Origin of the sequence: Nonomuraea sp. MG754425 (genome assembly GCF_021699195.1) — a bacterium.
Taxonomy (GTDB): domain Bacteria; phylum Actinomycetota; class Actinomycetes; order Streptosporangiales; family Streptosporangiaceae; genus Nonomuraea.
This window is the reverse complement of sequence record NZ_SSXE01000145.1, coordinates 1-13,466: the sequence shown is the minus strand read 5'-3', so window position 1 is coordinate 13,466 and position 13,466 is coordinate 1. Positions and strand designations below refer to the sequence as shown.

General features: G+C 72.2%; 12 protein-coding genes. 4 read left to right on the top strand and 8 right to left on the bottom strand.

What is annotated here, in order from left to right; all coding sequences use genetic code 11:
- Positions 1 to 19: 19 nt before the first annotated feature.
- Together FAF44_RS37800 and FAF44_RS37795 are read right to left on the bottom strand one after the other, a co-directional pair.
- Entirely contained in the window at positions 20 to 1,294 is a 1,275-nt protein-coding gene (locus FAF44_RS37800) for a serine hydrolase (protein WP_237108167.1), read from the bottom strand.
- Positions 1,295 to 1,375: 81 nt separating this feature from the next.
- Positions 1,376 to 2,116, bottom strand: a complete 741-nt coding sequence (locus FAF44_RS37795; protein ID WP_237108166.1) for a CPBP family glutamic-type intramembrane protease — start codon at positions 2,114 to 2,116, stop codon at positions 1,376 to 1,378.
- Between the two features lie 99 nt (positions 2,117 to 2,215).
- Here FAF44_RS37795 and FAF44_RS37790 point away from each other — a divergent pair, with 99 nt between their 5' ends.
- Positions 2,216 to 2,851, top strand: coding sequence for a TetR/AcrR family transcriptional regulator (locus tag FAF44_RS37790; protein ID WP_237108165.1), 636 nt, complete (start codon positions 2,216 to 2,218; stop codon positions 2,849 to 2,851).
- Between the two features lie 13 nt (positions 2,852 to 2,864).
- On the opposite strand, the gene FAF44_RS37785 is transcribed toward FAF44_RS37790, so the two are convergent.
- The 3 genes from FAF44_RS37785 to FAF44_RS37775 form a co-directional block, all read right to left on the bottom strand.
- A complete protein-coding gene (locus tag FAF44_RS37785) occupies positions 2,865 to 3,419 on the bottom strand; it encodes a MurR/RpiR family transcriptional regulator (RefSeq protein ID WP_237108164.1) in 555 nt (184 codons plus the stop codon).
- A 423-nt stretch (positions 3,420 to 3,842) separates the two neighbouring features.
- Positions 3,843 to 5,021, bottom strand: coding sequence for a hypothetical protein (locus FAF44_RS37780; RefSeq protein WP_237108181.1), 1,179 nt, complete (start codon positions 5,019 to 5,021; stop codon positions 3,843 to 3,845).
- A 66-nt stretch (positions 5,022 to 5,087) separates the two neighbouring features.
- Positions 5,088 to 6,254 (bottom strand): S1 family peptidase, encoded by a 1,167-nt coding sequence (locus tag FAF44_RS37775; RefSeq protein ID WP_237108163.1) that lies wholly within the window; start codon positions 6,252 to 6,254, stop codon positions 5,088 to 5,090.
- A 122-nt stretch (positions 6,255 to 6,376) separates the two neighbouring features.
- Between FAF44_RS37775 and FAF44_RS37770 the strand changes: the two genes are divergently transcribed.
- Positions 6,377 to 7,681, top strand: coding sequence for a PP2C family protein-serine/threonine phosphatase (locus FAF44_RS37770; protein ID WP_237108162.1), 1,305 nt, complete (start codon positions 6,377 to 6,379; stop codon positions 7,679 to 7,681).
- Positions 7,682 to 7,706: 25 nt separating this feature from the next.
- Here FAF44_RS37770 and FAF44_RS37765 read toward each other — a convergent pair whose 3' ends face one another.
- Genes FAF44_RS37765 through FAF44_RS37755 form a run of 3 tightly spaced genes read right to left on the bottom strand, consistent with a single transcriptional unit; the run spans position 7,707 to position 10,731 of the window.
- On the bottom strand, positions 7,707 to 8,519 hold the full coding sequence (locus FAF44_RS37765; protein ID WP_237108161.1) for a carbohydrate ABC transporter permease: 813 nt from the start codon (positions 8,517 to 8,519) through the stop codon (positions 7,707 to 7,709).
- On the bottom strand, positions 8,516 to 9,427 hold the full coding sequence (locus FAF44_RS37760) for a carbohydrate ABC transporter permease (RefSeq protein ID WP_237108160.1): 912 nt from the start codon (positions 9,425 to 9,427) through the stop codon (positions 8,516 to 8,518). The genes FAF44_RS37765 and FAF44_RS37760 overlap by 4 nt, the downstream gene beginning before the upstream one ends.
- Positions 9,424 to 10,731: an extracellular solute-binding protein gene (locus FAF44_RS37755; RefSeq protein WP_237108159.1), complete on the bottom strand. Its 1,308-nt coding sequence runs from the start codon at positions 10,729 to 10,731 to the stop codon at positions 9,424 to 9,426. The genes FAF44_RS37760 and FAF44_RS37755 overlap by 4 nt, the downstream gene beginning before the upstream one ends.
- Before the next feature lie 252 nt (positions 10,732 to 10,983).
- Here FAF44_RS37755 and FAF44_RS37750 point away from each other — a divergent pair, with 252 nt between their 5' ends.
- Positions 10,984 to 11,721: a DeoR/GlpR family DNA-binding transcription regulator gene (locus tag FAF44_RS37750; protein WP_237108158.1), complete on the top strand. Its 738-nt coding sequence runs from the start codon at positions 10,984 to 10,986 to the stop codon at positions 11,719 to 11,721.
- 103 nt (positions 11,722 to 11,824) lie between these two features.
- Positions 11,825 to 13,393 (top strand): alkaline phosphatase, encoded by a 1,569-nt coding sequence (locus FAF44_RS37745; protein ID WP_237108157.1) that lies wholly within the window; start codon positions 11,825 to 11,827, stop codon positions 13,391 to 13,393.
- The last annotated feature ends 73 nt before the right edge of the window (positions 13,394 to 13,466 follow it).

The window sequence follows — 13,466 nt, the reverse complement described above, 5'->3', positions numbered from 1 at the left end:
GCGCCCGCCCCGCCGGCCGTCACGGGTAGCGCGGGAACAGGTCGGTGGTCGGCCAGGTGGTCACGCCGCCGATCTCGGCGTTCATGCGCGGGCTGAGCACGTCGAACGACAGCGATCCGGTCTCCTGGTTCCGGTTGAACAGGGCGGCGTAGGTGAAGCCGTTCTGGAGCCGGGCGGTGTAGGTGTAGGTGCCCGGCAGCCCGCCGCTGTGCCAGGTGTTGAGGTGCCCGGTCACCTGGCGGACCCACAGGCCGGCCCCGTACCAGGAGCCGCCCGCCGTGACGCCGATCTCCGGCTTGGCCACCATCCTGCCGATGGACGTGGCGTTCAGCACCGCGCCGGGGGCGTCGAGGATGCGCGCGAAGCGCACGAGGTCCACGGCCGAGGCCAGCCAGCCGCCGCCCGGCCCGCGGTTCTCCATGCTGAAGCCGCCGTACGGCGCCGGCACCCGCTCGCCGGACGCGTCCGTGACGGTCTTGCTCGTCTGCGCCGACTCGTAGACGATCTCGCCGGTCGCGGCGTGCTCCTTGAGGGTGCGGCCGAGCCGCATGCGGGTGATGCCGACCGGTGCGAGGATCTTCTGCTGGACGTACGACTCGTAGGACAGGCCCGACACCTTCTCGACGATCATGCCGAGCAGCAGGTAGCCGTAGTTGCTGTAGGCGTACCGGCTGCCGGGGGCGAAGTCGAGGGGGCGCGCACTGGCGTACTGGATGATGTGGTCGCGGCTGATCGGCAGCGTGACGCCGAGCGCGCCGGCGATGGTGTGGTCCATGTACAGCAGGTCGCCCGAGATGTCGCGGTCCCAGCCGCCCGTGTGCTGCAGCAGCCGCCACACCGTGACGTTCGCCAGCCGGGCGTCGCCCGTGGTCGGCAGGCCGAGCAGGGTGGCGACGGACGCCCCCAGGCTCAGCTTGCCGTCCTGGGCCAGTCTCATGATCGCCACGGCGGTGATGTGCTTGCTGAGGCTCGCGAGGCGGAACAGCGAGGTGGGCGTGAACTTCGGCACGGCCGGGTCGTCGCTGTAGCGGTAGGCCCTGGCCAGCACGAGCTTGCCGTTCTTGGTGATGGCCAGTTGCGCGCAGGAGATCTTGCGCTCCACGATGAAGGTCTTCATCACGTTGTCGAAGCCGACCAGCGCGGCGGGCGCGACGCCCGCGGTCTGGACCGTCGCGGCGAACGCCGGCCGGGAGTTGCCCAGCGCGAGTGCGGGTAACGCGGCGGCGCCCGTGACCAGGAGCCGCCGCCTGCTCAGGCCGCCCGTCGGGGACGCCTGCGAATCGTTCGTCGTCATGACCAGATGTCTAGTGGATCAGCGGCCTTCCCGTGTGGTTTTTCCGTTATCTCCTCTTCTGACCGGTGCGTGCCCAGCGGTTCAGACGAACGCGCCGGCCAGCAGGAAGATCGCCACTCCGTGCGCGAGGGCGGCGGCGATGACGCCGTCGCGCAGCCGCAGGAAGGCGCAGATCAGCCCCTCGTACAGGGTGAACGCCAGCAGCGGCCAGCCGACGTCGGTCACCGTCGAGGCCAGGAAGGCGTGGCAGGCCGCGAACAGCAGCGCCGACAGCAGGGCCGCGCGCACCGGCCCGGCGTGCCGCTCCAGCCGTCCTTGCAGGAAGCCGCGGAACAGCACCTCCTCGGCGAGGTTGCCCGACAGGCTGAACAGCAGCAGCACCGGCAGCAGCGCGACCGCGACCGCGCCGCCGCGTCCGGCCTGCGGTGTCGCCGTCGACAGCAGCAGCACCGGCCCGGCGGCCAGCACACCGCCGCCGAGACCCCACGCGAGCGTGACCGGGGTGGGCCGACCCCAGCGCACCGTCGAGCGCAGCCCCGCGTCCAGGAGCAGCACGGCCGCGGTCAGCGCCACCGTGCCCAGGCCGAGCAGCACCAGGATCCCCGCCCGGTCGGTGAAGCGCAGCCACGGAACACCGCCCGCCGCCCCCAGCCGCCAGAACCCCATCGGCGTCATCGCATCCCTGACCAGGACGAAGCCGAGGACGAGCACCATGATCCGCGCCAGCGGGTCGCGGTCGGCACGCGCCAGCACGAACCCCGCGCCGACGAGCAGCAGGCCGGGCAGGATCCGAGCGGCGTAGGCCAGGAGATCGGGCAGCACGAAGACGTCTCCGTCCGGGAGGGGAAGAAAAGGGGCCGATCGGCCCGCGCCTCAATAATGCGAGCTATTCTCAGTTTTCGGTACTCGCATCGGAGGCTCGTGCTCACACCCCGCAAACAGCCCCGCCAGCAGCGCTCCCGGGAGACGGTCGAGGCGATCCTGGAGGCGGCGGCTCAGCTTTTCCAGCGGCACGGCTACGCCGGCACCACCACCAACAAGATCGCCGAACGGGCCGGGGTGTCCATCGGCTCGCTGTATCAGTACTTCCCGAACAAGGACGCCCTGCTGGTCGCGCTGGCCGAGCACTACCTCGACCGGAGCGCCGAGCAGGTCGGCCGGGTCTTCGCGCGCGCCGCCGAACGGCGTCCGTGCCTGCCGGACCTGCTCGCCGACCTGGTCGGCGAGGTGGCCGCCCTGCACACCGACCGGCCCGCGCTGCACCGCCTGCTGTACGACCAGGCTCCCCGCACCCCCGGCCTGGTCAGCCGCTTCCGCCAGGCCGAGCGGCGGATCGCCGGGGCGCTGGCGGACGAGCTGCGCCGCCTGGGGGCCGGTGGCCCCGACCCCGGGCTGAGCGCGTTGCTGGCCGTTCAGGGCATCGAGGCGCAGTTGCACGGCGCGCTGCTCGAGCCGCAGGACGACGGCGACACCGACGCCCGCCTGAGGGCCGTGACCCGTCTCTGGCACCGGGCCCTCGCCGAGCCCGGAGCGGCGAACCCCCCGCACCGGCCCTGACCCGCTCCGCCGGTCAGGGCCGGTCGTCCACCACGCCGAGGTCGTCCCACACCTGCCGGACCGCGCCGAAGGCGTGCGCCGGGTCGGTGCCGGCGAGCTCGGCCAGGATGCCCTGGACGGCGGCGGCCATCGCCGTGCGCGACGGCCCGTCGCGGAAACCCTCGACCGGCGTGACCACCACGTGGTGGGCGTCCTCCGCGAGGCGGGAGGAGCGCGGCTCGGTCAGGACGCACACGGTGGCGCCGCGTTCCCGCCCGAGCCGGGTCAGGCCGCGCAGCCCGCGAGCCGGTGGCCGCACGCCGAGGACGACCAGGCAGTCGCCCGCCTGCAACTGGCTGATGTGCACGGCCTGCGCGGTGGACGAGCCCAGCGCGAGCCGGACGTCATGCCCCAGGACGGGCCCGAGACGCCCCAGCGCCTGGGCGGGCCCGGCCCCGTCTCCGGAGCCGACGACGACGGTGCGCCGCGCGGACCTGATCGCCCGCGCGGTGGCACGCAGCGCGTCCAGACCCCCGGGACCGACCGGTGCGGCGTGACCGGGCGCGCCCCGGCCGGAAGGCTCAACCACGGGACCGGAAGCCTCCCGGCCGGGGTCGCGGGCCGTGGTCGTGGCCGGGCGGCCATGCCTCGCTCGACACGGTGTCTTCGCTCCACTTCGATCGCTGCGGGATCGGGCTGCCGCCCGTGGTGGACGAACGGAGCCCGCGGGCGTCAACCCGTCGGCGCCGAAACCCACCATGTCCGGGACGAACGCCCAACATTGCCGGGAATTCTCCCATCTGGCGACACCAGTCCGTCCCCCGAAACCGAATCTTGTGGATCTTCTCCGGCCGTCGTCCCCGGTGGAACGTCACCCGCTGGCGCTCGTCCCGATGGGCCGGCCGGGGATCGGCTTGCCGATCAGGGCCGCGGTGCGACCAGCGCGTCCGGGCGGTGCGCGAGCCCGCCAGGCTCCGGGCCGTGGAGATGAGGGCGGCCGGCCTCCGGGGGGCTAACTGGTGACGACCCGTTCCTTCTGGCGGCCGAGGAAGAGATAGACGCCGCGGTCGGACTGCATGGCGGTGTGGAACTTCTTGGCCTTCGGCTGGGCCGACCGGTTGGCGGTGACGACCGTGACGACCAGGTAGTTCAGGTAGGAGCCCGTGTAGATCGCGCCGTAGGCGTACCTGCTGTGGGCGCTGCTCCTGCGCCAGGCCACCTTGGTGTCGGCGGAGTTCTTCAGCGCGTTCGCGGTCGCCTTGGCGTCGCCCGTCTTGGGGAACGACGCGATGATCTGCACCGCCTTGAGGTTCCCGCCGTAGGCGGTGTACGCGAGCTGGACGGCGCTCTCGCAGTCGTTGTCGGCCAGCACGCCTTCGGCGTCCAGCGGGTCGCACGAGTCGTACGTCCAGCCGCCGACCTTGCGCGCCGCGTACTTCTCACCCTTCAGCGAGAAGTTCCAGTCGCCGAACTCGGAGTGCGCGAGGGGCTCGTCCGAGCGGTTGGTGGACGTGCTGGGCGGGTCGGTGGGCTCGGGAGTGCCGGTCGCCGTAGGCGGCTCGGACGACGGCGGGGCGGAGGTCGGGGGCGCGGACGACGGCGGAGCGGGCAGTGAGGTGGTCGGCTGGGCGATGCCGGTGGGGGCCGGGCCCGGGGAGCCCAGGAGGGCGTACGCGCCGAACGCGCCGCCGCCGAGCAGGAGCAGCGCCGCCAGGACGGCCACCACGCCGATGAGCACGCGGTTGGTGGAGTTGCCCGGCGCGGGGCCGTAGGGCGGCGGGCCCGGCTGGTGCCCGTAGCCGTACTGGCCGGGGGGCTGACCGTAGGGCGGCTGGCCGGCCTGCCCGTACTGGCCGGGGCCCGGCCCGTAGTGGGCCCCGCTCTGACCGTACTGACCCGGGCCCTGACCCTGCTGGGCCCCGCTCTGACCGTACTGGTTCTGGCCGTACTGGTTGTGCCCGTACTGGTTCTGGCCGTACTGGCCTTGCCCGGCTCCGTCCTGGCCGCCGGGTGGTGGCCCGTAGCCAGGTGGCGGCTGGTGTCCCTGCTGACCGGGTTGACCGTGTTCCTGCTGTTCAGGGGCCTGTGGAGGACCATAGCCGGGCGTGCCCCGGCCTGGTGGCGGCCCGTACCCTTGGGGCCCCTGCGGTGTCCCGGCCCCGTGGGGGTGGGGCTGCTGAGGGTATGCCATCACCCCATTCTGGTGCACACCCTTCTCATCTGCCCCAAGTACCCCCACAATCACTGACTATCGCAGTCAGCCTGTGACCAGCGTGAGCCCGTACGCCGAGAGGGCTTCCTGCACCGGCTGGAAGTACGTGGAGCCGCCGACCGCGCAGTCGCCGGAGCCGCCGGACGTGATGCCCTGGGCCTGGTCGCCGGACAGGAACGGCGCCCCCGACGTGCCGGGCTCCGCGCACACGCTGGTGCGCACCAGGCCGGTGACGGTGCCGCCGGGATAGGAGACGGTGACGTCACGCTGCTGCACCGTCCCGCAGTGCCAGCCGGAGACCGGCGTCGCCCGGCAGACGGACGAGCCCACCGGCGCGGGCGTGGACCCCCGCACGGGACGTTCGCCGCCGACGGCGGTCACGGTGCCGAGGGGCGTCCAGCCGGGGTAGAGCGACACCCAGGCGTAGTCGTCGCCCGGGTAGGAGGAGGCTTCGAAGACGCCGATCGGGGTGCCGCCGGGGCCGGTCAGGGCGACGTCGCCCTGCTGCCCGCAGTGTCCGGCGGTGAGGAACCCGCCCGTGGTGCCCTGGCGCACGGTGAAGGCGACCATGCAGCGGGCCGAGTCGCCGACGAAGAAGGTGTCGCCGCCGCGGATGTCGGCGTACGGGACGGGCCTGGCGGACGAGGGCTCGACGCGGACGAGGGCCGGGTCGGCGCCCGCGGCGGCGGCGAACGCGGCGGCGCGGGCGGGGTCGGCGGCCAGCACCACGACGTCGTTGGCGGGCACGTCCGCGTACCAGCCGTGCACGTCGGGCCCCGCCTGGCCGGCCGCCCGGTCCAGCCGGTCACGTACGGCTTCGAGGGTGGCCAGCGACCGGGCGACGACCTGGGGCCGGGCTCCCGCGGCGGCGATGGCCGGCGCGTCGGCCGCGTCCACGGTCGCGACGACCAGCGATCCCGCACCGGTCAGCCACGCGCCGCCGAAGCGGTCGCCGAGCGCGGCACGCAGGGCGGGCTCGGCACGGCGGGCGCGCTCCTCGGCGGCCAGCCGCGACGCGGCCCCCTCCGCGCTGAGCCCGAGGTCGCGCCGCATGGCCCGCTCCATGCCGGGCTCCACACCCGTCGGGCCGGATGTCGTGGCCGATGTCGCGGCCGATGTCGTGGCAGGTGGCGTGGCGAGAGCGGCGGGTGTGCCGGTCAGCAGAAGTAACGTGGTGAGGACGAGCACGGCGGCCGGGCGGACGGGCTTCATGGGGACCTCCTGCCGACACCGTTACCCGCCCCCGCCGTTCCGCACCCCTACCGATCAACCCCGGTTCCCGGTGATATGGCGGGGCGCGCGGCCCGGACGAGCCGGCCGGTTACGGTATGTACATGACCGCACACGACAAGGCCGACGACTCCGGCTCGGACAGGCTGGCGGCGGCGCGTGCGGCGATGCTCGGCGCGCTGCTGTCCGCGAGCCACACGTCCACGCTGGAGCAGATCCCGGACCTGGTGGCCGAGCACGCCGCCCAGGTGGGGCTGCAGGAGGTGCGGATCTACCTGGCCGACCTGCAGCAGGAGGTGCTGTCGCCGCTGAGCGGCGCGCCGACGCCGGCCGGGGTCGGCGAGCGCGACGAGATCGGCATCGAGGGCACGGTGGCCGGCCGCGCGTTCCAGCACGGCCGGATCCTGCCGGCCTCGGTGCGCGATCCGCGCCAGTGGTGGGTGCCGCTGGTGGACGGCACCGACCGGCTGGGCGTCCTGCGGATCGGCGCGCCCGGCGCGGACGCCGAGACGCTGCTGGACATGGAGCGCCTGGCCGGGCTGGTGGCGCTGCTCGTGGTCTCCAAGCGGCCCCTGAGCGACACCTACGCCAAGCTGGTGCGGCGCAGGCGGATGAGCGTGTCGGCGGAGATGGAGTGGCGGATCATGCCGCAGCGCACGTTCGCGACCGACCGGCTCGTGATCAGCGCGGTGATGGAGCCCGCGTACGAGGTCAGCGGCGACGTCTACGACTACGCCCTGGAGGCGGACGTCGCGCACCTGGCGATCTTCGACGCGATGGGCCACGACACCGCCGCCGGCCTGACCGCGAGCCTCGCCCTGACGACCCTGCGCAACAGCCGGCACCTGGGCGAGGGGCTCGTCCGGGCGGCGGTCCGGATCGACGAGGCGCTCACGGAGCAGTTCGGCGGCGAGCGGTTCGCCACCGGCCTGCTCGCCACGCTGGACGTCGGCAGCGGCAAGCTGGTCTGGGTGAACTGCGGCCACCATCCGCCGGTGATCGTCCGCACCCGGGCCACGATCGAGCTCGACTGCCCGCCGGGGCCGCCGGCCGGCACCGGCCTGCACCTGCCGGTGACGGTGTGCGACGCCCAGCTCCAGCCCGGCGACCGGCTGCTGCTCTACACCGACGGCATCACCGAGGCGCGCAACCGCCACGACGACGAGTTCGGCATGGAGCGCTTCACCGACTTCCTCATCCGCCACCAGGCCGACGAGCTGCCGGTGCCGGAGACGTTGCGGCGGCTGATCCACCACCATCTCGAGTATCACGAGCAGCGGCTGCGCGACGACGCCACCGTGCTCCTCGTCGAGTGGCCGGGCACCCCCTACACCCGGGCGGAGGCCGAGGCCCTGACCGGCGTGCCGGTGGAGGCGCCCACGCCGCCCCCCAGGGCGCGGCGCGGGTGAGGCCCGCGCGACGTCCCGGGGGGCCTCAGCCCTTGAGCCCGCTGGCGAAGCCCTTGATGACGTAGCGCTGCAACGCCAGGAACACCAGCACGATCGGCAGCGCGCCGAGCACGAGCCCGGCGAAGACCAGGCCGTGCTGGGAGACGTACTGGCCGACGTAGGCGAACACGCTGACCGGAACCGTCTCGTAGCCGGACCCGCCGAGGTAGACCAGCGGCGTGAAGAAGTCGTTCCAGATGAAGACGGCGTTGAGGATCAGCACGGTGCCGGTGATCGGCCGCAGCAGCGGGAAGACCACGCGGGTGAAGGCCACCAGGTGCGAGGCGCCGTCGATCTGGGCGGCGCTGGCGTACTCGCGGGGCAGCGCCCGGATGAAGCCGGTGTAGAGGAAGACGGTGAACGGGAGCTGGACGCCGGTGTAGAAGAGCACCATCCCGGCGTGCGTGCCGATCAGCCCGAGGTCGCTGACCAGCTCGTACAGCGGGATCATGCCGAGCTGGAAGGGCAGCACGATGCCGAGCAGGAACAGCACGTACAGGCCGTAGCCGAGGCGGGTCTGGACGCGGGCCAGGAAGTAGGCGGCGAACGAGCCGAGCGCGATGAGCGCGGCCAGGCTGACCGCGGTGATGACCGTGCTGTTGACCAGCGACGGGCCGAGCGCCGCCGCCGACCACGCGGCGGTGAAGTTGTCCAGGGTGGGCGGGGCCGGCGGGGCCAGCGGCGTCTGCGAGATCTGCGCCGGGTCCTTCAGCGACAGCACCACCAGCGTGTAGACGGGGAACAGGAACGCCACCGCCGCCACGATCATGACGATCTCCAGCAGGAACGTCCTTCTCACGCGCTGACCTCCCGGCTTCGCAGGTAGTAGACCTGGACGAACGACACCGCCGCCACGAACAGCGCCAGCACCAGGGCGACGGCGGTGCTGTAGCCGAACTTGCCGAAGACGAACGCCTGCTTGTACAGCACGGTCGAGAGGGTCTCGGTGGCGTAGCCGGGGCCGCCGCCGGTGGCGGCGAAGACCTGGTCGAACAGCTTGAGTCCGCCGATCGTGGACAACATCAGGTTGATGGTGACGGCGGGGGCGAGCAGCGGCCAGGTGACGTAGCGGAAGCGTTGCCAGGTGCCCGCCCCGTCGATCATGGCGGCCTCGTGCAGCTCGCGCGGCACGCCTTCGAGACCGGCCAGGAAGATGACCATGGAGTAGCCGGCGTACTGCCACACGACCATGCCGGCGATCGACCACAGCGCCACGGACGGGTCGCCGAGCCAGTCCACGCGCAGGCCGAGCAGCCCGTTCAGGCCGGAGGACGGGTCGGGGTTGTAGATGTACTTCCACAGGAAGGCCACCATGACGGGGCTGACGACGACGGGCGCGAAGAAGATCACGCGCAGCAGCGCCCGGCTCTTGAGCCTGGCGTGCACGCCGAGCGCGAGCAGCAGCCCGACGCCGTTCTGCACGAGCACGATGGCCACGGTGAGCAGCAGCGTGTTGCCGATCGAGCCCATGGCCTGCTCGTCGCCGAGCAGCGTGCGGAAGTTGGCCAGGCCGACGAAGGACATCTCGCGCCCGATGCCGCTCCAGTCGGTGAAGGCGTAGACGACACCGGCGAGGGCCGGGTAGAGCACGATCAGCGCGTACACGGCCAGGGCGGGCGCGGCGAACAGCCACGACGGGGAGGCCGGGGTGAAGCGCCGCCGCCGGACGCGCGCGGGGCGGGCCCGGCCCGCGGTCACGGGAGTCACTTGCGGTAGGCCTCGTCCATCTTCTTCAGCGCCTCGCCGATGGTGGAGTCGCCGGCCAGCAACTCCTGGACGACCGCGAAGTGCACGGGCTGGACCTCCGCGTTCGGCCAGCGCTGGTCCATGAAGGGCACGGCGCGGTCCTTGGTGAAGGGCAGGAACGACTCGACGGCGGGATCGATGGCGGAGTTCGCGTCCTGGGTGAGCGGGATGGCGGCGATGGCCTTGGCCCAGGCGTTGACGTTCTCCTGGCGGCCGAGGAAGTCGATGAACGCCTTGGCCTGCTCGACGTTGCGGCCCTTGGCGGAGGCGCCGAGCCCGACGACGACGCCGGCCGGGATCCACACCTGCGCGGGGTCGTCGGCCCCGGGCACGGGGAACATGGACAGGTCGTCGGGCGAGGAGGCGGCCTTGCGGAAGTCGGGCAGGACGGCCGAGACCTGGATGGCCATGGCCGCCTTGCCGGTGGCCACCATGGAGGTCTGCTGCTCGAACGTGGTGCCGTTCGGCTTGTCGTTGAAGTAGCCGCGTTTCTGCAGCTCCAGGTACATCTCCATGGCCTGCTGCCAGCCGGAGCCGGCGAACCCGGCCTGCCCGGCGAGCTGCTTGTCGTCGAAGGAGGGGTCCTTGGCGTAGACGGTGGAGGGCACCAGCGCGTACGTGATGAGCTGGGTGACCCACGGCGTCTGGGCGCCGAGCGCGATGGGCGTCACCCCGGCCTTCTTCAGCTTCTCGCAGACGCCCAGGAACTCGGTCCACGTGGCCGGCGGCGCGTCGATCCCGGCCTGCTCGAAGACCTTCTTGTTGTAGACGGCGCCGATCACCGACGACCCGGCGGAGTACAGGTAGGTCTTGCCGTCGAGCTGGAAGGCGGGCTTGAACCCGGCGGGGATCGTCCCGGTCCACGCCTGCTGCGACAGGTCGGCGAGCAGGCCCGCCCCGGCGATCTGGCTCATCGACATCGCGCTGCCGTTGCCCGGGTAGACGACGTGCAGGTCAGGGGCGTTGCCGGCGCCGAGCTGGGTGCGCAGCGAGGTCTGCACCTGGTCGGTGGGCGCGTAGGAGGCGGTGACGCGGACGGCGGGCACGGCCTTGCGGTAGGCGGCGGCCAGCTCGTCCATCGGCGTCTTCTGGTCGGCCACGCCGATGAACTTCAGTTCGGTCGCGGCCTCGCCGCCTCCGGTGGTCGCGGTGGTGTCCGGCCTGGTGGAGCAGGCGGTGGTGGCGAGGGTGGCCGCGGCCAGACCGCCCATCATGCGCAGGAACTGGCCGCGGCTGACCCTGGCGTGGTGCAGCAGGTCGGTCATTGTCGCTGTCTCCTCGGTCGTGCGAGTGCTGAGCTTCCCCGAGAGCATCCGGCGCGCGCGGCCGGATGGTGATGCGAACGTTTTAATGCCTGTTAAATTTAACAAGCGAAAATGTTAAAAGTAGCGGTGGGTGGAGGGTACGAGTCGCCCGAGCGGAGTGTCAAGGGTAGGATTCGCAGCCGTCCGAACAGGGTGGAGACATTGGTGAATGCGCGTCAGCACACCGCAGGCAGGTCCGCTCGGTGGCAGAGCATGGCCGAGCACATCGTGCGCCAGGGCTCCGTCTCCGTGACCGAGCTCGCCGAGAGCTTCGGCGTGAGCCTGATGACCGTCCACCGCGACCTCGACGAGCTCGAGCGCCAGGGCATGGTGCGCAAGGTCAGGGGCGGGGCGACCGCGCGGGCCAGCAACGTGTGGGAGAGCAACATCGCCTACCGGCTCAAGGCGCACACGGCCGAGAAGGACGCGATCGCCAGGGTCGTGGCCGGCCTGATCGAGCCGGGCAGCTCGGTGATGCTCGACGACTCGACGACCGCCCTGGCCGTGACCCGCCACCTGGGCGAGCTGGCCCCGCTGACCGTGGTGACGAACTTCCTGGAGGCGATCAGGCTGCTGGCCGCCGTGCGGGACATCCGGCTTATCGCGCTGGGCGGTGAATATCACGCCGCCCATGACTCGTTTCTCGGCGTCGGCTGCGTCGACGCGGTCGAGGCGGTGAACACCGACCTGGTCGTGGTGTCCACCTCGGCCGTCTCCGAGCAGTACGCCTACCACCAGGAGCAGGAGATCGTGCTGGTCAAGCGGGCGATGCTGGGCTCGGCGTCCCGCCGGGTGCTGGCCGTGGACGGCTCCAAACTGGCCCGCGTGGCGCTGCACCGCGTGGCCCCGCTGAACGAGTTCGACGTGGTGGTGGTCGACGCCAACGCCCCCGCCGACCTGCTGCAGCGGCTGCGCGACCACCACGGGGACGTCCGGGTGGCCGAGATTTAACGTCTCTGGTCGTTACTTGTAACTCGCATCTTGTTAAGAGCGAGCCCGCTTGCTACAAAGTGAGGGCTTCACCCCCGCACCATGCCCCAGACCAGGGAGCAGCATGCCGCACCCCTCACGCCGGGGTTTCCTCGGCTTAGGCAGCGCCGCGTTCGCCCTCGCCTTCACGACCGACCTGGCAGACCCCTGGACCAAGCCCGCCACGGCCGGCCCCCGCTACCCCTTCCGGCTCGGCGTCGCCTCCGGCGACCCCCTCCCCGACCGCGTCATCCTCTGGACGCGCCTGGCGCCCGAACCGCTGGAACCGCTCGGCGGGCTGCCGTACAACAGGATCCGGGTGGACTGGGAGATCGCCGAGGACGACGCGTTCGCCCGCCGCGTCGGCTCCGGCTCCACCTGGGCCACCCCCGAGTACGGCCACTCGGTGCACGTGGACGCCAAGGGCCTGCGTCCCGGCCGGGAGTACTTCTACCGCTTCCGCTCCGGCGGCGAGCTCAGCCCCGTCGGCCGCACCAAGACCGCTCCCGCGCCCGGCGGCGGCCCCGAGTCGATGCGCCTGGCGTTCGCGTCGTGCGCCCTGTGGCAGGACGGCTACTACACCGCCTACCGCCACCTCGCCGAGGAGACCCCCGACGTGGTCTTCCACCTGGGCGACTACATCTACGAGTACGGCATCGTGCCGACCGGCGGCAACCGCGCCACCCCCGTGCCCGAGCAGTTCCGGGTGCAGTGCGACACCCTCGACCGCTACCGCGTCCAGTACGGCCTCTACAAGAGCGACCCCGACCTGCAGGCCGCCCACCACAGCGCGCCCTGGATCGTCACCTGGGACGACCACGAGGTGCTGGACAACTGGGCGGGCCGCTTCGGCCCCGGCGGCGAGGTGACCGAGCAGGACTACCTCGTGATCCGCGCCAACGCCTTCCGCGCCTTCTGGGAGAACATGCCCGTCCGCGTGCCCTCGGTCGAGGGCCCCGACGCGCGGATCTACCGCAGGTTCACCTTCGGCGACCTGGCCGAGTTCAACGTGCTCGACACCCGCCAGTACCGCGACGACCAGGTCTGCGGCGACGGCCAGCAGGTGGACTGCGCCGACCGGCTCGACCCGGCGCGGCAGATGCTCGGCGCCGAGCAGGAACGCTGGCTGCTCGACGGCCTCGGCGCCTCCGGGGCCAGGTGGAACGTGCTGGCCCAGCAGGTCGCCATGATGCAGCTCGACTACGACCCCGGCCCGGCCCAGCGGCTCAGCATGGACCTCTGGGACGGCTACCGGGCCGCCAAGGACCGCCTGCTCACCGGCCTCACCGACCGCCAGGTGAGCAACCCCGTGGTGCTGACCGGCGACATCCACTACAACCTGGCCGGCGACCTCAGGACCGACTTCGACGACCCCGCCTCGGCCCCGGTCGGCGTCGAGTTCGTCTGCACCTCGATCAGCAGCGGCGGCAACGGCGACGCCGGCGCCGGCGTGCCGGCGGGCGGCTCCGACCCGACCAACCCGCACCTGCGCTTCTCCAGCTACCAGCGCGGTTACGTCTCCTGCGAGGTCACGCGCGCCCAGTGGCGCTCGGACTTCAAGGTCGTCCCGTACGTGGACCGGCCCGGCGCGCCCGTCTCCACCCGCGCCAGCCTGGTCACCCTCGACGGCAGGCCCGGCCTGCGGGCGCTCTAGGAAGGAGCCGATCATGCGGGTACGCACCGCCGCCGCGCTGACCGCGGCCACCACGTTGACCGCCACCCTGACC

What these genes read in the sequence shown, in the direction of transcription:
- FAF44_RS37770 (WP_237108162.1), top strand. Translation starts at nt 6,377, where the DNA reads ATGACCGCACACGACAAGGCCGACGACTCCGGCTCGGACAGGCTGGCG.
- FAF44_RS37780 (WP_237108181.1), bottom strand. Translation starts at nt 5,021, where the DNA reads ATGGCATACCCTCAGCAGCCCCACCCCCACGGGGCCGGGACACCGCAG.
- FAF44_RS37745 (WP_237108157.1), top strand. Translation starts at nt 11,825, where the DNA reads ATGCCGCACCCCTCACGCCGGGGTTTCCTCGGCTTAGGCAGCGCCGCG.
- FAF44_RS37755 (WP_237108159.1), bottom strand. Translation starts at nt 10,731, where the DNA reads ATGACCGACCTGCTGCACCACGCCAGGGTCAGCCGCGGCCAGTTCCTG.
- FAF44_RS37775 (WP_237108163.1), bottom strand. Translation starts at nt 6,254, where the DNA reads ATGAAGCCCGTCCGCCCGGCCGCCGTGCTCGTCCTCACCACGTTACTT.
- FAF44_RS37800 (WP_237108167.1), bottom strand. Translation starts at nt 1,294, where the DNA reads ATGACGACGAACGATTCGCAGGCGTCCCCGACGGGCGGCCTGAGCAGG.
- FAF44_RS37750 (WP_237108158.1), top strand. Translation starts at nt 10,984, where the DNA reads ATGGCCGAGCACATCGTGCGCCAGGGCTCCGTCTCCGTGACCGAGCTC.